General features: G+C 51.3%; 25 protein-coding genes. 14 read left to right on the top strand and 11 right to left on the bottom strand.

The features are described from left to right. Window positions 1–20: 20 nt before the first annotated feature. The 7 genes from ACTTK6_RS02895 (at window position 21) to ACTTK6_RS02865 (ending at window position 8,093) form a co-directional block, all read left to right on the top strand. A complete protein-coding gene (locus ACTTK6_RS02895) occupies window positions 21–1,310 on the top strand; it encodes a four-carbon acid sugar kinase family protein (protein ID WP_462832608.1) in 1,290 nt (429 codons plus the stop codon). Then, window positions 1,307–2,302 carry a 4-hydroxythreonine-4-phosphate dehydrogenase PdxA gene (gene pdxA / locus ACTTK6_RS02890; protein ID WP_462832607.1) on the top strand — a complete coding sequence of 332 codons (996 nt, stop codon included), beginning with the start codon at window positions 1,307–1,309 and terminating at the stop codon, window positions 2,300–2,302. Before ACTTK6_RS02895 ends, pdxA begins: the two co-directional genes overlap by 4 nt. A gap of 68 nt (window positions 2,303–2,370) precedes the next feature. Next, window positions 2,371–4,101 (top strand): PrpR N-terminal domain-containing protein, encoded by a 1,731-nt coding sequence (locus ACTTK6_RS02885; protein ID WP_462832606.1) that lies wholly within the window; start codon window positions 2,371–2,373, stop codon window positions 4,099–4,101. Between the two features lie 196 nt (window positions 4,102–4,297). Beyond that, entirely contained in the window at window positions 4,298–5,332 is a 1,035-nt protein-coding gene (locus tag ACTTK6_RS02880) for a zinc-binding dehydrogenase (protein ID WP_462832605.1), read from the top strand. 302 nt (window positions 5,333–5,634) lie between these two features. Further along, window positions 5,635–6,951, top strand: a complete 1,317-nt coding sequence (locus ACTTK6_RS02875; protein WP_462832604.1) for a hemolysin family protein — start codon at window positions 5,635–5,637, stop codon at window positions 6,949–6,951. 162 nt (window positions 6,952–7,113) lie between these two features. After that, window positions 7,114–7,332 carry a hypothetical protein gene (locus ACTTK6_RS02870; RefSeq protein WP_462832603.1) on the top strand — a complete coding sequence of 73 codons (219 nt, stop codon included), beginning with the start codon at window positions 7,114–7,116 and terminating at the stop codon, window positions 7,330–7,332. A 473-nt stretch (window positions 7,333–7,805) separates the two neighbouring features. After that, window positions 7,806–8,093: a hypothetical protein gene (locus ACTTK6_RS02865; RefSeq protein WP_079476400.1), complete on the top strand. Its 288-nt coding sequence runs from the start codon at window positions 7,806–7,808 to the stop codon at window positions 8,091–8,093. Between the two features lie 118 nt (window positions 8,094–8,211). Here the strand turns inward: ACTTK6_RS02865 and ACTTK6_RS02860 are convergent, their stop codons facing one another. Further along, window positions 8,212–9,552, bottom strand: a complete 1,341-nt coding sequence (locus tag ACTTK6_RS02860; RefSeq protein WP_462832602.1) for an alkaline phosphatase — start codon at window positions 9,550–9,552, stop codon at window positions 8,212–8,214. Between the two features lie 249 nt (window positions 9,553–9,801). Here ACTTK6_RS02860 and ACTTK6_RS02855 point away from each other — a divergent pair, with 249 nt between their 5' ends. Then, window positions 9,802–10,173 carry an ArsR/SmtB family transcription factor gene (locus tag ACTTK6_RS02855; protein WP_462832601.1) on the top strand — a complete coding sequence of 124 codons (372 nt, stop codon included), beginning with the start codon at window positions 9,802–9,804 and terminating at the stop codon, window positions 10,171–10,173. Continuing rightward, window positions 10,163–12,715, top strand: a complete 2,553-nt coding sequence (locus ACTTK6_RS02850; protein ID WP_462832600.1) for a heavy metal translocating P-type ATPase — start codon at window positions 10,163–10,165, stop codon at window positions 12,713–12,715. Before ACTTK6_RS02855 ends, ACTTK6_RS02850 begins: the two co-directional genes overlap by 11 nt. A gap of 56 nt (window positions 12,716–12,771) precedes the next feature. Here ACTTK6_RS02850 and ACTTK6_RS02845 read toward each other — a convergent pair whose 3' ends face one another. The 10 genes from ACTTK6_RS02845 to ACTTK6_RS02800 form a co-directional block, all read right to left on the bottom strand. After that, window positions 12,772–13,881, bottom strand: a complete 1,110-nt coding sequence (locus ACTTK6_RS02845; RefSeq protein ID WP_462832599.1) for a metal ABC transporter solute-binding protein, Zn/Mn family — start codon at window positions 13,879–13,881, stop codon at window positions 12,772–12,774. A 45-nt stretch (window positions 13,882–13,926) separates the two neighbouring features. Next, on the bottom strand, window positions 13,927–14,784 hold the full coding sequence (locus tag ACTTK6_RS02840; protein WP_462832598.1) for a ZinT/AdcA family metal-binding protein: 858 nt from the start codon (window positions 14,782–14,784) through the stop codon (window positions 13,927–13,929). A 77-nt stretch (window positions 14,785–14,861) separates the two neighbouring features. Beyond that, window positions 14,862–16,034 (bottom strand): NAD(P)/FAD-dependent oxidoreductase, encoded by a 1,173-nt coding sequence (locus ACTTK6_RS02835; RefSeq protein WP_462832597.1) that lies wholly within the window; start codon window positions 16,032–16,034, stop codon window positions 14,862–14,864. After that, complete coding sequence (locus tag ACTTK6_RS02830) at window positions 16,027–17,253, bottom strand: GTP-binding protein (protein ID WP_462832596.1); 1,227 nt, start codon at window positions 17,251–17,253, stop codon at window positions 16,027–16,029. Before ACTTK6_RS02830 ends, ACTTK6_RS02835 begins: the two co-directional genes overlap by 8 nt. A 198-nt stretch (window positions 17,254–17,451) precedes the next feature. Continuing rightward, window positions 17,452–18,357: a universal stress protein gene (locus tag ACTTK6_RS02825; RefSeq protein WP_462832595.1), complete on the bottom strand. Its 906-nt coding sequence runs from the start codon at window positions 18,355–18,357 to the stop codon at window positions 17,452–17,454. Next, the gene (locus ACTTK6_RS02820; RefSeq protein WP_462832594.1) at window positions 18,357–18,593 is read right to left on the bottom strand and encodes a hypothetical protein; all 237 of its coding nucleotides are present in this window, start codon (window positions 18,591–18,593) and stop codon (window positions 18,357–18,359) included. Before ACTTK6_RS02820 ends, ACTTK6_RS02825 begins: the two co-directional genes overlap by 1 nt. Before the next feature lie 79 nt (window positions 18,594–18,672). Beyond that, window positions 18,673–18,996 carry a hypothetical protein gene (locus tag ACTTK6_RS02815; RefSeq protein ID WP_079476408.1) on the bottom strand — a complete coding sequence of 108 codons (324 nt, stop codon included), beginning with the start codon at window positions 18,994–18,996 and terminating at the stop codon, window positions 18,673–18,675. 422 nt (window positions 18,997–19,418) lie between these two features. After that, complete coding sequence (locus ACTTK6_RS02810) at window positions 19,419–19,676, bottom strand: phospholipase D-like domain-containing protein (protein ID WP_462832593.1); 258 nt, start codon at window positions 19,674–19,676, stop codon at window positions 19,419–19,421. 140 nt (window positions 19,677–19,816) lie between these two features. Then, a complete protein-coding gene (locus ACTTK6_RS02805) occupies window positions 19,817–20,026 on the bottom strand; it encodes a PLDc N-terminal domain-containing protein (RefSeq protein ID WP_462832592.1) in 210 nt (69 codons plus the stop codon). An 18-nt stretch (window positions 20,027–20,044) separates the two neighbouring features. Beyond that, complete coding sequence (locus tag ACTTK6_RS02800; protein ID WP_462832591.1) at window positions 20,045–20,329, bottom strand: YrhK family protein; 285 nt, start codon at window positions 20,327–20,329, stop codon at window positions 20,045–20,047. 429 nt (window positions 20,330–20,758) lie between these two features. Here ACTTK6_RS02800 and ACTTK6_RS02795 point away from each other — a divergent pair, with 429 nt between their 5' ends. From ACTTK6_RS02795 to ACTTK6_RS02775, 5 genes are all read left to right on the top strand, one after another. Continuing rightward, entirely contained in the window at window positions 20,759–21,148 is a 390-nt protein-coding gene (locus tag ACTTK6_RS02795; RefSeq protein WP_462832590.1) for a KGG domain-containing protein, read from the top strand. A 133-nt stretch (window positions 21,149–21,281) separates the two neighbouring features. Further along, complete coding sequence (locus ACTTK6_RS02790) at window positions 21,282–21,464, top strand: YjzC family protein (protein ID WP_462832589.1); 183 nt, start codon at window positions 21,282–21,284, stop codon at window positions 21,462–21,464. A gap of 460 nt (window positions 21,465–21,924) precedes the next feature. After that, on the top strand, window positions 21,925–22,101 hold the full coding sequence (locus ACTTK6_RS02785; RefSeq protein ID WP_462832588.1) for an STAS domain-containing protein: 177 nt from the start codon (window positions 21,925–21,927) through the stop codon (window positions 22,099–22,101). A 38-nt stretch (window positions 22,102–22,139) separates the two neighbouring features. Beyond that, a complete protein-coding gene (locus tag ACTTK6_RS02780) occupies window positions 22,140–22,547 on the top strand; it encodes a hypothetical protein (RefSeq protein WP_462832587.1) in 408 nt (135 codons plus the stop codon). Window positions 22,548–22,567: 20 nt separating this feature from the next. Beyond that, window positions 22,568–24,799 (top strand): molybdopterin oxidoreductase family protein, encoded by a 2,232-nt coding sequence (locus ACTTK6_RS02775; protein ID WP_462832586.1) that lies wholly within the window; start codon window positions 22,568–22,570, stop codon window positions 24,797–24,799.

Here is a 24,799-nt window from a genome sequence, read left to right as displayed (position 1 = left end):
CCAGACGAGGTGATTTTAATATGGATATATGTATTGTGGCTGACGACTTAACGGGAGCCAATGACTCCGGGGTGCAGTGCGCCCGGTACGGCTACCGGCCGTCGGTGGCTGTAAATGCAAGTGATACAAATGCGTTTGTGCATAAAGAAGCGCTCATTATTGACACAGATTCAAGGGAAATGGCTTCTGAGCAAGCCTACCGGACCGTCAAAGATGCTGTCCGTCCATTGACAGAAAGCCCTCCGAAATTAATGTATAAAAAAATTGATTCTACGATGAGAGGAAACATTGGAACAGAATTAGACGCCTTATATGAGGCTTTTTCCCCGGATTTTATTCTGGTGAACCCCGCATATCCCGAGAACGGAAGAAGGGTGATAAACGGGGATTTATATGTTAACGGCAAATCTTTAACAGAGACCGGCATATCTACGCTTCCGAATCAGAGCGTCATTTCTTCAGCAGTCATCGATCTCCTTCAGGCACAAAGCAGTAATAAAGCTTATCACCTTACGGAAGGGGAAATATCCTCCGTGGAGCTTCCGGCACTGCTGAAACGCCTGAAAACGGAGGGCGTGGTATATCTCAGCTTTGACGGGGAAACGGAGAAGCAGATGGTAGATCAAAGCCGTGCGCTTGCAGCTGCCGGATATGACCTCATCTGGGCAGGATCCGCGGGGATAATGAAATTTTTACCCGAGATTTATCGTTTAAGCGGGAGCGAATCATCAGCCGAAAAAGCAGACCGGCTACACGAGTGCGAATCCGTGTTGGTTGTTGCTGGCAGCCGGAGTGATATCACCCAAAAACAAAAAGCTCACCTCGAGGCGGGTTATCCCGGGTGGACGGTGCCTCCGGAGATTTTTCTGGATCCCGGGTGGCAATCCGGGCCTTCCATCCAAGAAGTGCTCCAGGCGGTTTCAGAGCACAGCCATCCAGTGATGCTTATTTCGACGGATACCACGTCAGAGGCTGTAGAGAACGTGAAAAATAAAGCAGAAGAGATAAATATGCCCATGGTGGAAGCGACGAAAACAATTGCCGAAGGTTTAGGCAAATTAACTCGCCTGGTGTTCGATATTAATACGTTTGATGCGGTCGTCATGACGGGCGGGGACGTAGCGAAAGCAGTGTGTCTTTCGCTCGAGAGTACAGAATTTGAACTGATCCAGGAGTTTGAGCCGGGGATCCCCCTGGGACGGCTGCACGGATATTACCATCCGCTCGCCATAACGAAGGCAGGGGCTTTTGGGACGGAAAAAACATTCGTGCATGCGATCGAAATGCTGAGAGGAGAGATTTTAACATGACAAAGCCAGTTATTGGAATCACGATGGGAGATGCGGCAGGCGTAGGGCCGGAAATTATTGTCAAAGCCTTAGCAGGCCCATCGGTTTATGACTACTGCACGCCCGTGGTAATTGGTGACACCGGACGTTTAGAGGATGTTATAAAAATAACGGGCACCGGCCAGACGGTGGTGTCGATATCGGAGCCCTCGGAAGCAAAAGCGGATCCGGCCGTCATTTATTGCATCCAGGTAGGAAATCTGGACCCGGGTCTTCCATTTGGGCAATTATCCTTTGAGGCAGGAAAGCATGCATTTTTATATTTGGAAAAAGCCGTGCAGCTGGCCATGGCCAAGCGTATTGATGCTATATGTACAGCGCCGTTAAATAAAGAAGCTCTTCAGGGGGCAGGATACAATTATCCGGGGCACACGGAAATCCTTGCGGACCTGACCGGAACAGAGGATTATTCCATGATGCTTTCCGCTCCCAATCTAAAGGTGATTCATCTAACGACCCATCTGGGGCTGAAGGATGCCATTGAAGCGATAACGCCGGAACGCACGTATAATGTGATTCGTCTAGCTCACCACACGCTCTCCAAGGCCGGTGTTACCCAGCCAAAAATTGCCGTATGCGGCATTAACCCGCATGCCGGGGAAAACGGATTATTCGGCTACGGCGAAGAAGAAAAACAGCTGCTCCCGGGCATCCAAAAAGCTCAGGAGGAAGACATCCATGTGGAAGGGCCGTATCCAGCAGACACTTTATTTTTTCGTGCGGGACGCGGCGATTTCGACGTCGTCGTAGCATGTTATCACGACCAGGGCCATGCGCCGGTGAAGGTACTGGGCCTGGAGGCCGGCGTGAACATTACGGTTGGCCTCAATTACGGCGTCATACGCACGTCGGTCGATCACGGCACTGCCTTTGACATAGCAGGAAAAAATATCGCGGATGAGCGCAGTCTTCTGGAGGCGCTCACCATTGCAGCGGAGCTTGCTCCTAAATAATTCATTCTCCATAGTGTGCCTTTTTTCGTGTAAAATATGAAGAAAATTGCATTAAAGGGAGTAAGCAAATGTTGAAAATAGGAATTATAGCTCCTTATGAAGGCTTAAAGGAAGTAGCAACCAGGATTAGTGCTTCTCACCAGGAAGTAAGGATAAACGTAGAGTCAGCAGACCTGGAGGAGGCTGTGGAGCCGGCCCGGCGTCTGGAGGAGCTGGGTTATCATGTATTGATCAGCCGGGGAGGGACAGCGCAAATTCTGCGTGAACGGTCCTCTCTGCCCGTGGTGGAAATTGATGTTTCCGGCTACGATATTTTGCGCACGCTGCTTTTGTTCAAAGACTCGAAGGACCCTATAGAGCTGATTGGATTCCCCAATGTCTGCCATGGGGTGAATCAGGTGGCGGAGCTGCTTGGCATATCCATTTCCTATCAGGTTATTCACAGCTCTCAAGAAGTGCAGCAGGCAGTAGAAAATGCCATCAGCCGGAATATTCAAGTTATCATTGGAGACACGGTAACTTTAACAACCGCCCGCCGTTTTGGACTGGAGGGAATCATGATCACCTCCGGGCCGGAGTCGGTGGAACAGGCTGTGGTTCAGGCTAAGGAAGTCGGGAGCGTGCTGCTTTACCAGGAAGCCATGAACACAAGCTATCACCATCTGCTGGAGCATCTACCGGAAAGTATTGCCCTTGTTAAAGAAACAGGAGAATTAATGTTTGCCAACCAGCCTTTTTTAAACCTGTTTCAATTAACATCACATGCAAGTAATTATGCTGATAAAAACGATATTTTACAGAGCTTACATCAAAAAATGCTGAATTACGCCTTCCTTCAGGAAAACTTTAGCATTAATGGACGCAGTGTAATTGCAGAAGGGGAATTTTTAGTTGAAGGAAAAGAAAGGCTTTATTTTCTGAAAATCAGTGATGAAAACAGATACAGGGTGGAACAAAACGGTTTAGTTATTCAGCCGCTTCAGTCAGACATTGTCTCCTTTGGCCAAATTTCGACAGCTGATGAGCGGGTACGTTCCATTGTGGAACGGGCGAAGAAGTTTACGGAATCCGTATACTTTCTCCAGGGTGAAAATGGTACAGGGAAGCGTTCCATTGCTGCTGCCCTGCATCATTATCGTAATAACTATATTGAAAATCAATGGGAAGTAATACTGGACAAAGACTTCGATGAAATGGCGATGAAGCGGCTCGAAGCGATGATTTTATCGGGGAACGGGACGTTTTACATGAAAAACTGGGAGGCACTTTCAGCTGAACGGCTGGAACAGCTTTTTGAGGCTGCCTTTGATTCTGTGGCGGTAATTATTTTTGCTGCTGCAGACACCAACCAACCTCTGCTTCAGGAAAAGTTTCAAAAGAAAAGCATCGTGCTTTCGCTTCCGCCTTTACGGGAGAGAATTGAGCATTTGCCTGAGTATATACGCACCTTCATTGCCAGAAACAATTCAAAATACGGAAAACAGGTGGTGGGAGTGGAAAGCGGGCTTTTGCTGGAATGGAAATCCTATCGCTGGCCTGGGAACTTGCACGAACTGCAGGAAATGGTTGAAATGGGAGTGAAAAAATCCGAAGGCCCGTACATTTCCAGGGAAGCCGTTCAAACTAATCCAGCATCCGCATATGGCGCCAGGGAACTGCTGGACCTGAATCAGTCACTGGATAACATCGAGAAGCAAGTAATCAACTTGGTGCTGCAGGAAGAAAACATGAACCAGACCCGGGCGGCCCAAAGGCTGGATATTAACCGGTCCACGTTATGGCGCAAGCTTAAAGGCTGAAAAATAAAATTTATATAATGAGAAATAGACAAGCACCTCCACCAATGGGGGTGTTTTTTCTTATGGGAAAAAGCGTAAAGCCTTTTCCTTGCTTTAAAGCGGACTGTACGGGTTACACTGAATGCATCACTTCTCCAGGGATTGCGGAGAAGTGAGGGGAAGAACAAACATATTAATGACAAGGTGGGACTCAGCTATGAAAGCAAATATCATGTACGAAGCGGGCGACGTCCGCGTAGAAGACGTACCGAAGCCGCAGCTCGAGGAATCGACAGACAGCGTATTGAAAGTCGTCGCTGCCTGTATCTGTGGAAGCGACCTGCATCCGTACCGCCATATGCATGCCGATGAACAGGGCGGAGGCGAACCGATGGGCCACGAAGTGATCGGCCGAATCGAAGAAATGGGCTCTGGCGTGACGGACTTCAAGAAGGGGGATCTCGTCGTGGTGCCATTTGCATATGGAGACAATACGTGCCCGTACTGCCGGGAAGGGCTGCAGACATCCTGTATGAACGGCGGATTTATGAGCGGCTGCCAGGCCGAATACGTACGCATACCGCAGGCGCAGGGAAGCATGTTTAAGCTTCCGGACGAGATCGGTGATGATTCGCCGCTGCTTCCGTCCCTGCTGACGATTTCGGATGTTTACGGCACCGGCTACCATGCCGCAGTGATGGGCGGCGTAAACGAAAACACCACCGTCACGGTCGTAGGCGACGGAGCCGTCGGGCTGCTTGCGGTGCTGTCTGCGAAAAAGCTCGGAGCCCGAAAAATCATATTAATGGGGCGCCACAAGGAGCGTACCGATCTCGGAGTGGAATTCGGTGCCACCGACGTTGTTTCCGAGCGCGGAGATGAAGGCATTGCCAAAGTCCACGAGTTGACGAATGGGGAAGGCACCCACGTCGTACTGGAGTGTGTCGGGCTGATGCCGGCCTATGACATGAGCGTGGGCGTTGTCCGTCCCGGCGGCGTGATCAGCCGTGTGGGCGCGCCGCAGTACGAAGAGGCAGGGGTAGGCTTTGCGAGTCTCTTCAGGCACAATATTACGCTCACGGGAGGGCCTGCTCCGACACGTGCCTATATGGACGAACTGCTGCCGGACATTCTGGACGGTTCCCTCAATCCGGGCCGCGTGTTTGACGTCACGATGGGAATTGACGACGTTCCGGAAGGCTACCGGGCGATGAATGACCGCGAAGCACTTAAAGTATTGGTAAAGCCGTAGAATAAGCGGATAACTGTTAAGGGGAAAGCACAATTATTTGTGGTTTCCCCTTAAATTTTCAGTGCGGAAGCCGACAGCAGATCTGGCGAAGCGGGGAAACCAGTAAAGAAGCAGTTGCTTTCAGGGGAGGCTTCTCTTATACTAAAATCACTATGAATACAGAGGTGAGGCCGTGTGGATGACCCCCGATCATGGAGGTTATGGCTGCAGATACAACGGGAGTAGCCGTTCGGGATTAGCGTTGAAAGAAAACTAAAACCTAATCACGGAGGTGAAGCCTGTCTCTTTAAAGGACAGGGAAAATGATTACACTGAACTTAACTATATTTGTGGTTTTGATTGCATTGACAGCGTTTTTTGTCGGTACTGAATTTGCCATTGTGCGTGTGCGCGGCTCCCGGATTGATCAGTTGATTGAAGAAGGAAATAAGCGGGCGATGACGGCGAAAAAAGTGACAAGCAACCTGGACGAGTATCTTTCTGCCTGCCAGCTCGGTATCACCGTGACAGCGCTCGGCCTCGGGTGGATTGGTGAACCGACCGTGGAGCGGCTGCTGCATCCCTTGTTTGAGCAGCTGGCGCTGTCGGACACAGTAGTTACCCTGCTCAGCTTTGGTATCGCCTTCGGCTTTGTGACGTATGTCCATGTTGTGGTCGGGGAACTCGCTCCAAAGACACTGGCTATTCAGAAAGCAGAAGCCTTAACGCTGGTCGTTGCAACCCCTATTCGGGTGTTTTACTGGATCATGTATCCGTTTATCTGGACGTTAAACGGATCTGCGCGCCTGTTAACCCGTGCATTCGGCCTGCGGCCCGCCTCGGAGAACGAAGAAGTGCATTCCCAGGAAGAGCTGCAGCTGCTGTTGTCTGAAAGCTATAAACGCGGAGAAATCAATTCGGCAGAATACAAGTATGTCAACAATATATTTACGTTTGACGACCGGGTTGCCCGCGAGGTGATGGTGCCAAGGCCGGATATCGTGGCACTGTCTGCAGATCAGACGATTAAGGAAGCTCTCCCGGTCATCCGGAAGGCTACATTTACCCGGTATCCGGTTATGGGTGAAGACAAGGACCATATTATTGGCAGCGTGCATATTAAAGAACTGCTGATGGATCCAACGTCGGCAGACGAAGCATTCCTCGAGCAAAAGCTGGCAGATATCGCGATTCCAATTATCCGTGTAATGGAAAATACCCCGATTTATGATCTGATGCTTGAAATGCAAAGCAGGCGTACACAGATGGCGCTGCTGTTTGATGAATACGGAGGGACCTCCGGTATTGTAACGCTTGAGGATATACTTGAAGAAATTGTCGGTGACATTAAAGACGAATTTGACACCGCTGAAGAAGAGGAAGTAGTTCACCTTGGCGAGCATCATTATAAGCTGAATTCCAACGTATTATTGAGTGAAGTAAACGATCTGCTTCCGATTCGTGTTGAAGAGAATATGGATGTGGACACGATTGGCGGCTGGATGTATATGCAGCATGCCGAGGAAATTCACGAAGGGGTTTATGTGGACGAGCAGAATTTCCGCTTCCGGGTCGTGGAAGTGGAGGACGGCCATATTCACACGATTGAAGTGCTGCCGCAGGAGCAGGAAGCTTCTTAGAAACAAGACAGCGTCCCTATAATAGGGGCGCTGCTTTATTTTGGTCTTTTTATTTGAACAATATAAATTTTTTGGGGATGGTTCATCTTTCCATATTTTGAAATAATGAACTCAAGCTGACATACGTCAGGCAGGAGTATTTACCAGCAAAGGAGAGTATGTATGGTTACCTTTTTGTTGCTTTGTATCGTGCTTTCAGGCATCGGCCTATGGATATACGGGCAGAGGAAGCGTGCGCGAATGGCGGTGTTTACCGGAAGCCTGGGCGTGGCAGCTCCGCTGCTGTATGTCGCCGGAGGCGGACTGCTGCTGCCGCTTGCGCCGCTGCTGTCGCTCGGCGCTGTTTACTGGACGGTGGACAGAGCCCGCGGGAAGCGCTAAAACCTGTATGTAAAGCAGCCGCAGCAGCTAGCCGTGCTTTCTCTAATCGTTGCGGCAGTAGGAAAGAAAAGAAGCTTTATCAGTTGCAGATAATTTTCAAGTGTGCATTGTTGAAATTACATATGGACCTGTGAGAGTATATAAAAATACTAAGCAGTAAGTTCCACAGCCGGCTGGAAAATACTTTCATGCCGGCAGGCCCAGGCGTTGATTCGTACTGGCAAATTCCCTGCCCGGCCCCGGACAAATACATTGCAATCATTATTACGTTTACTTATCGTCTTCCGGGGTTATATATAAAGATATTAGAGAACAGGCAGCGGAGTTGGCAGATGGGGGAAATGAAAGCAGGCATTCGCCGCAAAAATACAAGTATGGGGGCAGGACAAGCACAAGAGCCATGGCGTCACTGAGTACTATCAAACGCATGGTTTCACTGGAGAAGCTTGTGCTATGGAAAGGGGTATTTTTTTATGCAGGACCAATGCGAAAATATTACGCTGGACGACATTATGTTAACGTGTGACGGATACTTACACATTATAATGGAAGGGGAGCGGTCGCTTCATTTGAAAGACAATGACGGCTTCCGCTATTACTACGATAAGAAAACCCAGTGGATTTATGCAGAGAACGGAAGGGGCGGATGGAATTTCCTCGATGTAGTGGAAAAGCCTCAAACCGCTTCCCATAAAGGAGGCACCCTCCTCGAACGAGTGAAGCTGCGGCTGAAAAAGTGGAAATGGGCTTTTGATAATTAATGGCGCTCATGCTTATATGAGCTGAGTTATATGCAGAGACTCCGGATGAGGGAGCCTCTGCTTTTTTTATTATCAAAAAGCGGTCCCCATGCCGGAGACCGCTTCGTGGTAATTTTCGTTATTTCATCGCCTGCTGCATTGCGTCAAAGACTTCCGTGTTCTTCAAGTTTCCGGAGAACGCTTCTTCTCCCGGGCCTTCGGCATAAACGGTAATGTCTACAGCGGTGTGATCCGTGCTTGTCCAGTCAATGCCGGAACGTTCACTTAGCACGTGGTTAAAGCCAAGCTCAAGCGATTCTGCTTCTTCCACCATGGTTTCTTCTTCGTCCGTCATCGTCATGCCGGTATGCTCTTCAAATACTTCGGCAGGCTCCTCGTCGCCGAGAAGCACCTGCTCCTGCATCGCCGCTCCCGTCGCCGTTACGTCCTTCAGCTTGGAAGGGTGGTTTTCCTCTGTCGCTTCGCTGGCGCTTCCGCCCGTGTCGTGGTCACTCGCTACAACGACGAGCGTATCTTCATGCTCCTCCGAGTAAGCTGTCGCTTCTTCCACGGCCTTTTCGAAAGCTTCGGTATCAGACATCATCCATGCAGGGTCGTTGGCGTGGCCGGCCCAGTCAATCTGGCTGCCTTCCACCATCAGGAAAAAGCCGTCTTCGTTCTGCGATAAGTGGTCAATGGCCGAGGAGGTCATTTCGGAAAGGGACGGCTGCACCGGGCTCTGCTCCATAGAAGTGTTCATAGCGTCATCCGCAAACAATCCCATGATCCGGTCGCCTTCTGCTTCTTCCATCGCACGCTCGGTTTCTACATATTCAAAGCCGGCATCAATGGCTTTATCCACATAGTTTTCTCCGTCTTCCCGGATGCCGCCTTCAGATTCCGGCAGGAAGTGTTCACGTCCGCCGCCGTACATCAGGTCCAAATTTTCGTTTTCTGCCATCTGTTTCGCGATTTCTGTATAATTGTTCCGGTCTTCTACGTTAGAAGCAAAAACGGCCGGGGTCGCGTGAGTGATCGTCGATGTTGCGACAAGCCCAGTCGATTTGCCCATGTCAGCGGCGTCATCCAGAATGGAAGGCATTGTTTCGCCCTCCGGCGTTGTGCTGATCATGCCGTTGTTAGTACGTTCACCAGTAGCATATGCGGTCCCCGCAGCGGCAGAGTCCGTAATAATAGAATCGGCAGAGGAAGTGTCCACTTTGCCGGTCGTCATGTCGCGTTCTTCCCATACCGGCTCTCCGTCTTTATAAAGACTGTAGTTTTTCGACACGCTGTCCGAAAACCCGTCTGGAACCATGAGGATGACGTTTTCCGCTTCCGTTTCTTCCGATGCCTGCTTCGAATTTTCCTTGGCTGCAGTGTCTGCATCATCGTTTTCCGACGCCGCGGCAGTACCAGCAATAAGGCTGCTGGCCCCGAGTAGTACAGCCGCTTTCGTTGAACGCTTCCACTTCTTCATTCAATGACCCCCTATATGTTTGTAACCGTGGATAACTCCACGCCCCTTACTATAAATGGAATTTATGAAGTGAATGTTAGAGTCATTTAAACATCGTGTAAAGGAAATAATGGAACCGGAGCCAAAAGCTTCATATTAAATTGAATACAGTTTGCGCTGTCAATTAAACAATTGTTTGACTGTTTGCTTAAATAGGTATAAGATTCAATTAAACAAACATTTAATTGTTAAATTGAAAGGAAGATCTTAATGGCTAAAACAACGGAACAGTGTGATATATATTGCTACGACCCGGAAAAGGTGTCCCGTGTCCAGACACAGGTCGGGCAGGTGGATGCGCGGAGTGCCTCCCAGTGGTTTAAAGTGCTTGCCGACGAAACCCGTTACAAAGTAGCTTACGCCCTCAGCGTGGAAGGGGAGCTGTGCGGCTGTGACCTGGCAAATATTTTGGGAACCTCGACCGCCACCGTGTCGCATCATTTACGGATTCTGAAGCAGGCAGGGGCTGTCACCTACCGCCGCGAAGGGAAGCTGGTTTTCTATACTCTTTCCGGCAGCCAGATCCCTCACCTGCTCGGGGGCATGGAACCGGGAAGGGAGGAGACGTCAGTTGGCGTTTAAAGACGAGACCCTTGAACGAAAAACCACCGAAGAAGAAGAAAAGGAAGGATGCTCCTGCTGCAGCGAAGAAGAATCCAGCCGGCCGTCTGCTTCGCGGTCTTTTTCCATCCAGCTGACCCCGGTCGAAGAAGCGTCCTGCTGCAGTTCAAATGAGGAAGCCGAGAAGGACAGCTGCTGCACACCGGCCCCATCGACGGAAGAAGAGGAAACGGAAGCTTTTGATGCCGGTGAAAATGCGTACACCTTCCAGGTAGAGGGGATGGACTGCCCCTCCTGTGCGGCGACGCTGCAGAAGGGCGTTTCGCGGCTGGCGGGCGTCCAGGAGGCAAAAGTACAGTACACTACCGGCAGTATGCAGGTATCAACGGACGGGACCGTGGCTCCGGCAGCGATTCAGCACACCGTGCAGCGGCTCGGGTACAGCACGCAGGTGCCGGCAGCGGATACAGGCGAGACCTATAATATTTACGGCATGGACTGCGGCTCCTGCGCGGCCACGGTGAATAAGCATTTTGCGCAGCTTGATGGCGTGCGGGATGTGCAGGTGCATTTTACGACAGGAAAAATGGTCATCGACCATCAGCTTTCCCGGGATACCGTGAAACGTGAGGTCGAGCGGCTTGGGTTTGAAGCGGCTCCTGTCACAGAAGAAGACTCTTCTTCCAGGCAGCCGGAGGCTTCCCCGCTCCGCGGAATGACGAACACAATTGTTTCCGGGGCGCTTCTGCTCGCCGGTATTGCCAGTTCACTGACGCCGGCTCCGGCGCTCATTTCGATTCTTTTGTATCTTTCCGTTATTGTGGTGGGAGGCTACAAGCCGGCGAAAAGTGCCTATTATGCTATCAAAAGCCGGTCGCTTGATATGAACGTCCTCATGATGGGCGCCGCCATCGGCGCTCCGCTCATCGGAGAATATTTTGAAGGGGCCCTGGTCGTCTGGCTGTTTGCGCTGGGGAACGCGCTGCAACAGTATTCCGTCGCGAAAACGCGCAAATCGATCAGCCACCTGATGGATCTGGCCCCGGCGGAAGCCTGGGTGAAAACAGGAGACACGTGGGTCCGGCGTCCGGTAGAGGAAGTCCGGATAGGACAGACGATGCTGATTAAGCCGGGAGAAAAAATTCCGCTGGACGGCACCATCCGTTCAGGCACCTCCATGATTGACCAGTCCCCGATTACCGGGGAGTCGCTTCCGATCGATAAAGCCTCCGGGGATACGGTATACGCCGGTACGCTGAATGACTATGGCAGCCTGGAGGTAGAAGTGACGGCACGACCGGAGGATACGACGCTTGCCAGAATCATTCATCTGGTGGAAGAGGCGCAGGAGCAGCAGGCGCCGACCCAGAGCTTTGTGGACCGGTTTGCGGCGATTTATACGCCGATCGTGTTTGCCGCTGCTATTGCGGTGATTGTGGTGCCGCCGGCCATTGGTTTTGGGGGCTGGTCCGACTGGGTGTACCGGGGACTGGCGCTGCTTGTCGTAGCCTGCCCGTGTGCGCTCGTCATTTCAACACCTGTCGCCATCGTTTCAGCCATCGGCAATGCGGCTAAGCAGGGCGTGCTGATTAAAGGCGGGGCCTTTCTTGAAGCCGCCGGTACACTGAATGCCCTGGCCTTTGACAAGACTGGGACGCTCACGGAAGGAAAACCGGTCGTGGAAAAAGTGTATGCGGCAGATGGCGACGCAGACCGGCTGCTGTCGGTTGCTTCGACCCTGGAGGCGTATTCGAACCATCCCATCGGTCGTGCCATTACAGCATACGCCGGAGAACAGAAAGTGGCCTCCCGGGAAGGAACAAACTTTTATGCAGAGCCCGGGAAAGGGGTGGCCGGTACGATTGAAGGCAAATTGTATGCTGCCGGAAAGCCGGAGTGGCTGAAAGAGAAGGGCGTCCAGATAGAAAAATACGAAGAAGAAATCCAACAGCTTCAAAATGAAGGCATGACTGTTGTGCTGGTCGGCGACGAGGAGAGCGTGCTGGGCTATGTAGGCGTAGCCGATAAAATCCGCCCGATGTCCTCGGGAGCAGTACAGTCGCTTCATAAAAACGGTATTCGCGAGTTGACCGTTCTTACTGGCGACAATGAAGGGACTGCCGCGAAAATTGCGGGCCAGGCAAACATTGATAGGTATATGGCCGGGCTGCTGCCGGAGGATAAGGCAAAAGCCGTACGCACCCTGCAGCAGGAAGGCCGGCGAGTCGGCATGATCGGAGACGGCATCAATGACGCTCCGGCGCTTGCCACCGCCGATATCGGCATTGCCATGGGCGGTGCCGGAGCTGACACCTCGATGGAAGCGGCGGATATTGTCCTGATGGCGGACAACCTTGAAAAGCTTCCGTATACGATCCGCCTCAGCCGGAAAGCGCTGCGCATTATTAAGCAGAATATCTGGTTTGCGGTGCTGATTAAAGTGGCTGCACTGGCGCTGATCGTGCCGGATCTGCTGACGCTTTGGATGGCGGTGCTGAGCGATACCGGAGCAGCCCTTATCGTGGTGGCGAACAGCCTAAGGCTGTTCCGGCTGCGGGGGTAGCTCGCCGCGATATAAATGTAAAAGCCAGACGGACCGCCCGTCTGGCTTTTTGCTGTTTAGTTATTCAGTGCCTGGTCGAGGCTTTCAATATTATCTTCCATTAAAGACACATAGGTGGCATCATTTTCAATATCTTCTTCCATGACGCTGGACAGGTTATGCAGGTAGGCAACATCTGCGCCGATTTCCTCCTGTACCGTTTCTGCTGTTTGAGAAGGAATATTCTGTTCCAAAAGGATGGTATTAATGTTATTTTCTTCTGCTGTAGCGACAATCTCGTTGATTTCCTTCACAGAGGGCTCATCTTGGACATTGATGCCGCTGACAGGAATTTGTTCGAAGCCGTACCGCTCTTCCCAATAGCCATAAGCCGCATGGGAGACGATAAACTGATTGCTGTCACTATTGTCAGCCACGTCCTGGAATCCCTGGTCAACGTCTTCAAGATCGGACACCAGGGCCTGGTAGTTTTCTTCAAACGTTTCTTCCTGCTCCGGCATTTGTTCCACTAATTCATTCTTGATGCTCTCAGCAGCCTGCTGGGCACGGACTGGGTCCAGCCATACGTGAGGGTCTACGCCGCCGTGGCTGTGCGAGTGTCCTTCTTCACCGTGGCTGTGTCCTTCTTCACCGTGGCTGTGTCCTTCTTCACCGTGGCTGTGTCCTTCTTCACCGTGGCTGTGTCCTTCTTCACCGTGGCTGTGTCCTTCTTCATCGTGGCTATGGTCATCTCCGCCGTGGTTGTGCGAATGTCCGTCAGAGGCTTCCAGCAGCTCCATGTTATTGGTCACTTCGAGCACGGAAACGTCCTGGCCGTCGACCGTGCTCTTCGCTTCTTCCGCAAATCCTTCCATACCGCTTCCGGTCATAACAAACAGGTCGCCCTCGGCTATGTTAGTCAGCGTCTGGGGGGTAGGGTCAAAGGAATGGGCATTGGAGCCGGGTGGAACGACGTTTTCAACATTCACATAGTCGCCGCCGATTTGTCTGGCAAAGTCCTCCCAGGCAAACAGGGTGGTGTAAACGTCCAGCTTTTCGTTTTGCGCCTGCTGGTCTTCGTTATTATCCCCGGAAGCGTTTTGCTGGTTTTCGCTTCCCGTGCTGCAGGCCTGAAGCAGGACAGCGCCGGCAAGTATAGAAGCACCTAGTGCAGTTTGTTTTTTCATTTATACTCGATCCTTTCTGTAAACAGCTTGCTGATTGAGAGATAATTAGTGGGCGATCATTTCATGAGTAATTTCCTCGCCATTCATATCTGACGGGTAGTAGGTCGGCCAGTTTTCGACTTCTTCCAGCAACTCACCGTTATCGTCCCCCCAATAAAGGTGGTAATGCCCGGCGTCGGTCGGAGCAATGCTGTGGTCGCTGAACTGAATGTATTCAGGCATACCTTCATCGCCTTCTTCTAATTCGAAGACAAATCGAACGCCGCGGTTGCCGGCTTCGTATTCCAGAATCTCATGGCCGCCGGAAGCGTATCGCCCGGTCATTTCTTCTCCGTCCTTCATGAAGGAAACGGTGCCATCCTCTTCAATAGTAATTTCATCCACGTCGGTCTGGTAGCCTTCCTCGTAATATTCTTTGTATTCTTCCTGCGTCATTTCACCATCTTCTTCCGCTTTGTGGGCGAATACTTCATCGAGCGTGCCGTCTTCCAAATAAGGATAAACAGACTGCCATTCGCCGGCCCAATCGGAAAGAGGGCGGTCTTCTACTTCATTATTGTAGAAAAAGCCGTTGTAAATGCGCTGGGATTCGGCGTCCTGGGCGTGGCTGTGGTCATGACTGTGATCATGGCTTTCCTCATCATGACTGTGGTCGTGGCTTTCTCCTTCTTCGTGGTTATGGTCATGGCTTTCTTCTTCATTGCCATTGCTGCTTTCGTTCTGATCGTCACTTTCTTCCTGCTCATTGCTTTGGTTTTCTTCTCCGGAGCTTTCCTGGCTCTGTTCCTGTGATTCTGAAGAGTCACCGCTCCCCGAGCTTTCCTCCGTGGAATTGCCGCAGCCGGTGATAAGCATCGCGCTGACGGTCAGGGCACTTAACCCTTTTACTGGAAATTTCTTCATCATTACCACTCCTTGTAGTTAATCGTATTCATTACGATTTAATAAATAAAAATATAATAGCTTACTAGATGCATGTACTACGTGCAGGCATGCTGGGCTTCCTGTTGAATGCATGCAGCCGCGGTGCGGGCTCCGGCAATATTTCGGGCGGTGGGCCCGATCGCTAAATCGGCCAGCGGTCCGCTGACATACAATCCCCTGGCCCAAACAGGGGAATACGGGGCAAGTGCCGGGTAGCCGCAGGGGGCAAGCGGCAGCTGGCACGAGTTGATGAGCCGAAATAGAAGAGGATTCTGGGCTGGGTGGTACTGGTCGCCGGTGGCACAAAGAATGGCCCGGGCCTCCCATGTCGCAGAGCTTCCGTGAAGAAGCCAGTGAGACTGGCGAGAAGTGACCCGGCGGATAGGATCCTGCCTAACTTCAAGGCGACCAAGGCCCTGCTGTCGCTGCACCTGGCGGTAAAGATTTTTCGTAATCGATCCGGACCGGCGGGCGCGGGTGATGGCGTGCCGGCGTTCGGAAAATGTCGAAGTGTTTCTGCAAACCTGTCGATATTTGCCGCCCATCCACTCAGGAGCAGCATCATATTCCCACACGCGAAGCGGGTGGCGGAGGGCGAGGGTAACTTGGCCCGGAAAGCGGCGGCTAAGATCCAGAGCCTTCTGAACACCGCTCATGCCGCCGCCAATGACAGTGGCTGGCGGACGAACAGGTTCCGGTTCCTGCTTTTGATGAATATGACAGGCGCCACCCTGATCTGCAACTGGTAGCCATGAAGGAAGAGAGCAATGCTCCTTAGTGCCCGTAGCGAGGACGACGCGCTTCGTAAACAGCGATCCCTGATCCGTTTCCACCATCCAGTAAGGACCACGGCGTTCGATGTTGAAAGCGTGAGCTTGTTTGAAACAGGACGTAAGGTCCATTTCTTTGATTACCTTCGCGCAATGATGGCGGAACAGGGAGATCGAGGGTTTCTTGCTGGAACCGGAAAAATGACTTGAATCGTAATGATTACGTTTTGAGAAGCTGAATAAATCCCGCACGCGAGGGTGAAGGTGATGGACGCCAGGGGAACGCAAGTATTTCATGCCTACCCGTTCGGTCATCGTATTCCAGGCTGACAACGGCCCGGGGCCCGAATCAATCAGAAGCAGTCGTTTGTCCCGTGTTAACGAAGGATCGTCGTATGCCAGGTGGGCGGCCGTCGTGCATCCGTGGATGCCGGCACCGATAATGATCCAGTCAAGCATGCGGATGTTCATCTCCGGAATTTACATGATGATGCGGCGAAACGAGCCAGGGGAAAGGGTCGTGAAAGTCGCTTTCGCTCGACTGCTGTTCCTCCTCGGTCAACAGGCACGCCGTCAGTTCCCGGATCACCTGCTGCTGGTCCAGATGCTGGCCGATAATCACCAGCTCGGTGCACTTGTCGCCGGTTACCGGGTCCCAACTGGCCTTCAATTCCGGCTGCTCTTCAAGCATTTCGTATTGCTGCTCCCGCGAAAGGGAGGCGACCCAGTACGACACCGGCTCAAGCTGAATCGACGTACCTGCCTGGGAAAGTAACAGTGCCGTATCGTTTCGGGTGACGCACCAGATGATGCCCTTCGCCCGGATCACTTGTTTCGGAAAGGCCTCCAGGTATGCAAGAAGGCGCTCAGAATGAAACGGTATCCGGCTTCGAAAAACGAACGAAGAGATATGATATTCCTCCGTTTCCGGCTCATGCTCCTGCTCGAGCTCCTGCAGCCAGCCGGGCGCCTGCAGAGCTTCGTCAAACGAAAATTTCCCGGTGCCGAGCACGCTGGAAGAGGCCACACGGCCAAAAGCCGTTTCAATGATTTCGGCGTTTGGCTGAAGAGCTCTCAGCATGCTTGTTAAACGATGCACCTGCTCCGGCTCCAAAAGGTCCGTTTTGTTTACTAGCAGAACATCACAAAACTCAATCTGCTCAATCAAGAGATCGGCAATTTCCCGCTCGTCGTCATCTGCCGCGCCCTGGCTGCGCTCCAAGAGCGTTTCGCCTGATGTGTAATCCGACCAGAAGCGTGCGGCGTCTACCATGGTGACCATAGTGTCCAGGCGGCAGCTTCCGCTGAGGTCGATCCCTGACTCCTCATCCTCGTATGTAAACGTCTGGGCGACCGGGATGGGCTCGCTGATGCCGGTGGATTCGATTAAAATGTAATCCACGCCGCCCTGCCCAGCGATCCGCTGAACTTCCTGAAGCAGGTCGTCCCGCAGCGTGCAGCAGATGCAGCCGTTGGACATTTCCACCAGATTTTCCTCCGTGCGGGAAAGCATACTGCCCCGCTCAATCAGGCCGGCATCGATATTGATTTCACTCATATCGTTGACAATGACGGCTACTTTCCACTCCGTCTGCTCGTGCAGCAGATGGTTCAGCAGGGTCGTTTTTCCGGAACCCAAATAACCGCTTAGCACCGTTACCGGTATCGGTGAAGACATACTGGACTCCTCTTCATACATAAACATAAATCGTAATTGTTACGATTTGGATACTTTTATTACTTTATAAAATATTTTTATGTCTGTCAACGCCTGTCTGTAATTTTTAAATGAAGCTTATTTCCATGACAAACAAAAAATCCCCTCGGAAAGGGGATCGGCTTAAAAAAATTAAATTAGGAACCTAGGGAGGAGGGCTCACGGTCCTGGACGGTGATTATTCCGCACGATGAGCACGTCACAGGACGCGCGGCGGACGGTATTTTCAGAAACGCTGCCGAGCAAAAACCGTTCGGTCCGACCCATGCCGGAGGCCCCGGCAACAATCAGATCCGCCTGATATTTGCCGGCTGCTACTTCGGGGATCATCGATTTCGGCGTCCCGTATTCCACCGAGTAGTGCACAGAGGTAAGATCATAGTTTTCCAGTTTGTTTAATGCACGGTATTCCTGGAGTAATTCGCCGGCTCGCTCCTGGTACACGCTGATGATGTCCTCCGTATAGGGTTCAAGCGATGATAATGACTGGGTGTTTAGCACATAAACGACCTGCGTGCAGCTCTGGAGCCTGGCTGCCATGCTCATTCCGGCATGAAAGGCACTTTTTGAGGCGTCCGAGCCGTCGACGGCAATTAACAGCGAGCGGTACACGGCTGTGGTATCACTGTTTTTAACAATCCAGACGTCGCAGGAAGCGCGGCGGACAATTCCGGCAGAGACACTCCCGAAGCGCTTTTTCCCGGAGGTGCCGGCCCCGGAGCCGCCGGCAATAATCAAATCGGGCTGAAACGATGCTGCAATGTCTCCGGCAATAACGGTTTTGGGAATCCCCTCTTTAATGAAAACACGCACATGCTGGATGCCGGCGTTTTCGGCTGTTTCTCTTCCCTGGGTGATAATCGCGCTTCCCTGCTTGTTTAGGGCGTGAAGCATTAAATCCGGGTACTGTTTCCTGAGTTCTTTGATGCTGTGGTAATCAACAATATGGCAAAGGGCGAGCGTGCTGCCGTGGGCAAGAGCCGTCTCAATGCCTTTAGACAGGGCGGCTTTTGATTCTTGTGAACCATCGAGGGAGATGAGTATCCGGCGGTAGGGAAGAGGCATTAGGATTGATTCCTTTCTTTTTCCCCGCTGCACAATTTACGGAACGTAGTATAGAGAACATAAACAAAGGAAGTGAGAGAGGCAGCCTGGATCCACCGAAGCTTTGCATGCAGGCGCCGGGCATACAAAATGCCTGTCCAGAGACCGATGGTAAATAAGCAGAATTTCAGCACACCAAAATCAACCACAGAATACGAGCGGGCGGCTTTGTGTATACGCCTAATTAACTGTTTCATCATGCACCTCCATTTATAGAATACAGGCTTCATGACAGGAACAACACAGCAGGGCGGTACAAAAGAGCTTAGGAAGGGACTACATGAGAGGAAAGTGTTCTGAGGCGACATAGTACGTAATCAATCTCTCTTTTTCCCCATAGGCAGCAGGCGCAGCGAGGGGGACAGATTCAATGGCTACCACGTTCATCACCCGCTGTCGGAAACGGATTTCATCTCCTAATTCAAAGCTGACCTCGGTATAATGCTCCAGAAAAAGCTCCTCCTGAAGCTCCATGGCGCTGCCGATAAACCACAGCTTGTTCGGCTCCTCCGTATTTGCAGCAAGGTACACGAAACGGACGAGAGAGTATTGTCCTGCCTGAAAAGGTTCAACCGGGCGGGTACGTGCCGAGACGTCCATATAACGTGCTCCTTTCAGTAATTATTCAAAATTGCCGGCAAGTGGAAATAGCAAAATAAATGAATTATGGATACATTAATAAAGTAAAAAATACCAGGGTCTTAGTACCTCTACAATTACCAGTATACACGTAAAATAGGTAATTGCATCATCACAAAGTCCTTCAGTATTTACTCGCAACTAAATGCATACAAAAATAATTATGCCTGCAAGACGAAGCTTTCGTGCAGACACGTAATTTTCCCGTAAATGCCTGGCGTGAAAGGCAGAAGCAGCAGCGAAAGAGTCAATGGTTTACCAAGAAAAGCTGTGGTCTGTATAAAAACGATGACATGTTTTACGGAGACAGCAGCCAATGAACAGTAAAAAAGCCTGCTGCGGACGATGGCACAGAGGCTGTATGCAAGTATATAAACATTTATTTACAGCAAAGGAGCAAGCAGCCGTGAAAAATTCTCCTTCATCCGGACGGCCGCCGAGCGTTTCTCGTATTCGTCCCAGGTTAATTCCCGGCAGAGAGCCTGATCGGATTCAAATACTGCTCTCATTTCACGGGCGGTTGGCTGGTCATACATAAAGGCATTAAGCTCGAAATTAATGCGAAAGCTTTCCAGCAGGCCGGGGTCCGGAATAAAATAGAGCGTCTGAATATAAATATAGTCATCAGCTTCCTGGATCATTTTAAAAAGCCGCTTTTAATCTGGCTGCGGGCCATGTCGGGACCGCTCTGGATGAGCTGCGTGGATCCCCGTCTACCTGCCGGACCTTGGGAAGCGTAGTATCGGCAGAAAGAGAGGAGGACGAACTGCCCTTGTGCCAGTCAGAAATGAAATAGTCCTGCAGTCAATAAACGGATCCTCCCTGCAGACGCAAATGAAAGTCCCGCCAACGGCAGGGAAAACAGGACCAGGGTCCAGGCCCAGGTAGCGGTAGCGCTTTTTCGCCCGCGTAAAATAATCAGCAGCATACACCCAATATTAAAAATGAAAATAAAATAGCCAAGCGTCTGCCACCATTCCAGGTTTGTCATCAGCGGTCATTGTCTCCTTTAGGCTTCATGATAAGATCTCTGCTGGGCACCCTCGCGCTGGCGGTCGTATTCTCTGCCGTAATGCCTGCGGGCATGGAATTCGTGAATGAGCCGGATCGTGGGGCGGATAAGAAACTGAAAGCTGGCCACAACAAACAGCGTAACCCCGAGAATCCGCCACGGACCTTCAAAGTAAAAGCAGATGCTGCCGATAAAAAACCACAATCCCAATAAAAAATCGTTGATCGTGTAAAGCGTATGGTAAATCTTTTTTAGAAATGTTAAAACGTAAGCCGGAGGCACTGGCTAACCTGTTACGGCTGCATCTGCTATAAAACACAGGGCAGCTCTTTTTAAGAACAGCTTAATTGCTTTTGCTTTCGCGACGCACGGATTAATTTGCCCCGGCTTCTGGCAATGAATTTACCTCAGAAATGTAAAAGAATTTTTTTAAGTATGTTTAAGGAGGTGACCCTCTGGGAACATTTTTAATAGCACCATGGATGATAATGATTTGGTTTTGAACAAGTGGCTCAATGAACCAATCATAATATACGGACTGGCTATAATTACAGGAATGAATGCCTGCTAATAAGCCGAGAGAGGTAGCGATAGATGTGCCTTTTTCGGCTTATTTTTTATGGGCTGACTCCGCAGGACGTATAGAGTGGGGAGATAAAAGCTTTCAAAACCAAGCGATTATCAAATTAAATATAGAAAGGATGAAGCATCATGGCAAACAATAACGAAAACAACAACAAAATGACCCGCGAGGAAGCCGGCCAAAAAGGCGGCGAAAAAACGAGCCAGGAACACGGCAAGGAATTTTATGAAGAGATCGGCCAAAAAGGTGGGGAAACCTCCGGCAACGGCAGCAATAATCAGAACTCTGGCTCCAACCAGAGCGAAAATACGATGAGCCGTTCCGAAGCCGGCCAAAAAGGCGGGGAAACGACCAGCCAGGAACACGGTAAGGAATTCTATGAAGAGATCGGTCAAAAGGGTGGCGAAACCACCAGTGAAGAACACGATAAGGAATTCTATCAGGACATCGGCCAAAAAGGCGGAAAAAATTCCGGCAACGGCTCGAATAACAACAGCGACTCTAACAACCGCCGCTAAACAGGAAGACGCCCCGGTTCCGGCATGACCCCTACGATCGTGCCGGAAGGTCTTCATCAGCTTATGATCGCGAAGCCAAGGCGTTCAGGCGCCTGGCGTTTCCACCCACGTTAGCATGTAAGGAGGAATTATCATGGCAGATCAATCATTTAAAACCGGTGAAAAAGCACCGGAAAGCGGCACGTACCAGGTTAAAAGTCTCGTAAACGGAAACAATGCGAGCGAAGACAACACGACCATTCAATTGAACGAAGGCGATCAGTTCCCGCCCTCCCCTTCGGAAAACGAAGCGGCCTATTGGGAAAAGTCGTCTTAACTCCTAATTTAAAATGAGTCATAAAATAATGGGCGGAATCCAATCAGATTGGATCCCGCCTTTTTTAGGGCATTTTTCACCTGGAATAATGAAAGTTATTTTCCCGTCGTCTGCTGACCCAGCAGGACTGGTTCTTTTCTTTACCCCTCACATAGCGAACAGCTTCTGGGTTTAAAGATCTAAATGCAAGGGAAACAAACAAAGCAAGCATACGTAAAGTAAATAGTTAGTCCTGCGAAAAAGGGCGCCTTTTCGTAAATAAATAATAAAGTGCTGGCTGTAATTAGAGGAATCAAGCCTGCTAATAAGCCGGAAAGGGGAAAGGCACCTTTTCGGCTTATTTTTTATGCTTTCAGGCAGCAAAGCGGGTTAGCCTGTGTGCTTTTGAAGAAATAGTTAATTTGCAGGAGGGGGAGGCGGGCTTTCGTTCATCGGCCATATAGAACAGAGGGTGGTGCATTTGTTCAACCACATAATTGACGGCATCTCCTTAATGGGCTGTGAAACAGTGAGTACTGGTGTCCCCTCTACGGTTGCAATGGAGATAGCCATTTCAGAAGCGACATGGAAGTCTGACGTCAAAACGCTCGGAACGCTGCAGCAGGCGTTAAACGACTGCTTTTTGGCCGACGGGTAAGGATTGATTCAACCATGTAGTTTTAAGGAGGAAAGCATATGGATGATTTACAATCGTATATCATGGATCTGAACCACAGTGTGGATAATTTACTCTCCCGTCTTCCTATTTTTAACGACGCCCTGGAGGTGCGCTTCCATCTGATATTAAAGGAAAAGAAAGCAATGATAACCACCGTGTTAGACGAGCTGGCCCATGAACCTTCCGATGATCAGAAGATCAAGCGGTGCCTGAAAATCATTTACCGGGACGATGAAGTGGAAAAACTGAATTTTCAGGCGTGGAAGCGGCTGTGTCAGCAGAATCAGGCCGTGGAAGCCTCGTTGCTTGAGCACATGGAACAGACGTTCAGCCACATGAAAGAGGTACTTGAACACGTGGCAGAGGGCACGGATCATTTGTCGCGCCGGAATATCCGCTACGTCGCACCGGCATTATACAAATAAAGAAGAAACGAGGGATACCAATGCAATGGGGACCATACCGAACAGACACACATATTGATACGACAGGAGCCGTCGACCGCTGGGTCCACAGTACGTGTAATTTATGCTCGATCGGCTGCGGTACGGAAATCGCAGTTAAAGATAATCACATTGTCGGCATACGGGGGAAAACGGAGCACGACATCAACCTTGGCCGCCTCGATCCCAAGGCGAAGGATCAGTGGATTCCAAATAACCATTCGACCCGGCTCTTGAGCCCGTTAATACGCAACCAGCAGGGCGAGCTCGAGGAAGCGTCCTGGGACGTGGCGATGGATTTAATCGTTCAAAAGGCGAAAAAAACCGTAGAAGAAAAAGGCGGGGACGGCTTTTCCATTTATTCGACCGGCCAGGGCTTTTTAGAGGATTATTACTCCATTGCAAAAGTCGGAAGGGCCGGCCTGAAAACCCACCTGCTGGATGCCAACACCCGGCTTTGCACTGCAACGACCGAATGGTGCCTGCTGCAGTCGTTTGGGGCAGACGGGGTACCAGCCGCATTCGAAGACCTCGATGTAGCCGAAACCGTCATGTTCTTTGGCCATAATCCGGCCGAAACCGGCACCGTCTTTTTTGAACGGGTGATGGAACGGAAAGAAAAGACGGGAAAACCGTATATCATTGTCGTGGATCCAAGAGAAACATTAACGGCCCGGCATGCAGATCTTCATCTGCAGCTGCAGCCTGGAACAAACGTGCCGCTCATGAACGGCCTGCTCCGGGACATCCTCCACCACGGACGGGTGGATCAGCCGTTCATTGAGGAGCACACCATTCACTATGAAGAAATGAAAGATTCCCTGGAGGAATGGTCCTTGGACCGAGCGAGTGACGTGACCCGAATACGAGTGGAACAGCTGCAGGAAGCAGCCTGGCAGCTGGGGAACACCGACAGCCTGGTATCCACGACGCTGCAGGGCGCCTTCCAAAGCAGCGATGCCACCGCCGCCTGCGTAGCGATCAACAATATGCATTTGGCGCGGGGGCTGATCGGAAAGCCCGGCAGTGGGCCGCTGCATATGGCTGGCCAGCCGAGCTCCTCCGGCAACCGGACCGTAGGCGGCGTCGGCACTTATCCCGGTAACCGGAATCCCGAAAACCCCGACCATCTGCAAGAAATCGCCAATTTATGGAACGTGGACCAGGAATCCCTGCCAGTGGGACCGGAAAAAGGGATTATTAAGCAAATTGAAATGATGGAAAAGGGAAAGATTGGATTTTTCTGGAACATTCATACCAACCCCCTGGTCTCCCTGCCAGACCGGGAACGGGCGCGAAAAGCGATGGAAGATGTATTCGTGGTCGTACAGGATCCATTTCTCACTGCAACAGCGGACGTAGCTGATGTCATCCTTCCGCCAGCCATGTGGGGCGAAAAGGAAGGCACGATGGAAAACGCCGACCGGACGATCAATGTGCTGCGAAAAGCGGTGGACCCGCCTAACGGGGTATGGACCGACTTTGAGATCCTCGTGGACTTCAGCCGGCGGATGGGCTTCACCGATAGGGACGGGGAGCCGTTAATACAGTACAGAACCCCGGAAGAGGCCTTTGAGGAATGGAAACGAGTATCCGAAGGGCGTCCGAGCGATATGACCGGCATGACGTACGACCGGCTCGAAGAAGCGAACGGGATCCACTGGCCGGCGCCCAAAGCCAACCCCGAAGGGACGACGCGGCTGTATGCCGATGGAGATTTCCGCACAAAGGTAAATGACGCCCAAAGCTTCGGAAAAGTCATGGATACTGGCCGCCCGTACACGCAGGAGGAGTATGAAGCGCTGAACCCGAACGGAAAAGCCATCTTCCATGCAACCCATTACTTCGGGCCGCCGGAACAGACGAAGAAAGCCTACCCGTTATGGCTGAATACGGGCCGGTTGGTGTGGCACTGGCATACCCGCACGAAGACAGGGCTGTCGCCGGATTTAGAGGAGAAAGCACCGGAAGCGTTTGTGCAGCTGCATGAAGATGACGCCCGGCAGCTGGAAGTGGCCGATGCCGAAGAGGTGCGGGTCGTGTCCCCGCGCGGAGCCATCACAGTACCGGTGAAAATTTCGGTAGAAGTGAAGCCGGGGGAAGTGTTTATTCCATTTCACTACGGCAACTGGGACGGTGAAGCCTCGGTCAATGAACTAACGATTGACGCGGTGGATCCGTTATCCCATCAGCCCATGTTAAAGCACGCCTCCTGCCGGATTGAAAAGATATAA

It is taken from the genome of Marinococcus salis (assembly GCF_054971365.1).
This window is presented reverse-complemented; position numbering and strand designations above follow the sequence as displayed.

Bases quoted from the DNA above. Each gene is read 5' to 3' on its own strand.
- ACTTK6_RS02775 (WP_462832586.1), top strand. From the start codon at position 22,568: ATGCAATGGGGACCATACCGAACAGACACACATATTGATACGACAGGA.
- ACTTK6_RS02875 (WP_462832604.1), top strand. From the start codon at position 5,635: ATGATTACACTGAACTTAACTATATTTGTGGTTTTGATTGCATTGACA.
- ACTTK6_RS02820 (WP_462832594.1), bottom strand. From the start codon at position 18,593: ATGAAACAGTTAATTAGGCGTATACACAAAGCCGCCCGCTCGTATTCT.
- ACTTK6_RS02845 (WP_462832599.1), bottom strand. From the start codon at position 13,881: ATGAAAAAACAAACTGCACTAGGTGCTTCTATACTTGCCGGCGCTGTC.
- ACTTK6_RS02860 (WP_462832602.1), bottom strand. From the start codon at position 9,552: ATGAAGAAGTGGAAGCGTTCAACGAAAGCGGCTGTACTACTCGGGGCC.
- ACTTK6_RS02790 (WP_462832589.1), top strand. From the start codon at position 21,282: ATGGCAGATCAATCATTTAAAACCGGTGAAAAAGCACCGGAAAGCGGC.
- ACTTK6_RS02855 (WP_462832601.1), top strand. From the start codon at position 9,802: ATGGCTAAAACAACGGAACAGTGTGATATATATTGCTACGACCCGGAA.
- ACTTK6_RS02810 (WP_462832593.1), bottom strand. From the start codon at position 19,676: ATGATCCAGGAAGCTGATGACTATATTTATATTCAGACGCTCTATTTT.
- ACTTK6_RS02870 (WP_462832603.1), top strand. From the start codon at position 7,114: ATGGTTACCTTTTTGTTGCTTTGTATCGTGCTTTCAGGCATCGGCCTA.
- ACTTK6_RS02825 (WP_462832595.1), bottom strand. From the start codon at position 18,357: ATGCCTCTTCCCTACCGCCGGATACTCATCTCCCTCGATGGTTCACAA.
- ACTTK6_RS02885 (WP_462832606.1), top strand. From the start codon at position 2,371: ATGTTGAAAATAGGAATTATAGCTCCTTATGAAGGCTTAAAGGAAGTA.
- ACTTK6_RS02830 (WP_462832596.1), bottom strand. From the start codon at position 17,253: ATGTCTTCACCGATACCGGTAACGGTGCTAAGCGGTTATTTGGGTTCC.
- ACTTK6_RS02795 (WP_462832590.1), top strand. From the start codon at position 20,759: ATGGCAAACAATAACGAAAACAACAACAAAATGACCCGCGAGGAAGCC.
- ACTTK6_RS02835 (WP_462832597.1), bottom strand. From the start codon at position 16,034: ATGCTTGACTGGATCATTATCGGTGCCGGCATCCACGGATGCACGACG.
- ACTTK6_RS02865 (WP_079476400.1), top strand. From the start codon at position 7,806: ATGCAGGACCAATGCGAAAATATTACGCTGGACGACATTATGTTAACG.
- ACTTK6_RS02815 (WP_079476408.1), bottom strand. From the start codon at position 18,996: ATGGACGTCTCGGCACGTACCCGCCCGGTTGAACCTTTTCAGGCAGGA.
- pdxA (WP_462832607.1), top strand. From the start codon at position 1,307: ATGACAAAGCCAGTTATTGGAATCACGATGGGAGATGCGGCAGGCGTA.
- ACTTK6_RS02880 (WP_462832605.1), top strand. From the start codon at position 4,298: ATGAAAGCAAATATCATGTACGAAGCGGGCGACGTCCGCGTAGAAGAC.
- ACTTK6_RS02780 (WP_462832587.1), top strand. From the start codon at position 22,140: ATGGATGATTTACAATCGTATATCATGGATCTGAACCACAGTGTGGAT.
- ACTTK6_RS02840 (WP_462832598.1), bottom strand. From the start codon at position 14,784: ATGAAGAAATTTCCAGTAAAAGGGTTAAGTGCCCTGACCGTCAGCGCG.
- ACTTK6_RS02805 (WP_462832592.1), bottom strand. From the start codon at position 20,026: ATGACAAACCTGGAATGGTGGCAGACGCTTGGCTATTTTATTTTCATT.
- ACTTK6_RS02895 (WP_462832608.1), top strand. From the start codon at position 21: ATGGATATATGTATTGTGGCTGACGACTTAACGGGAGCCAATGACTCC.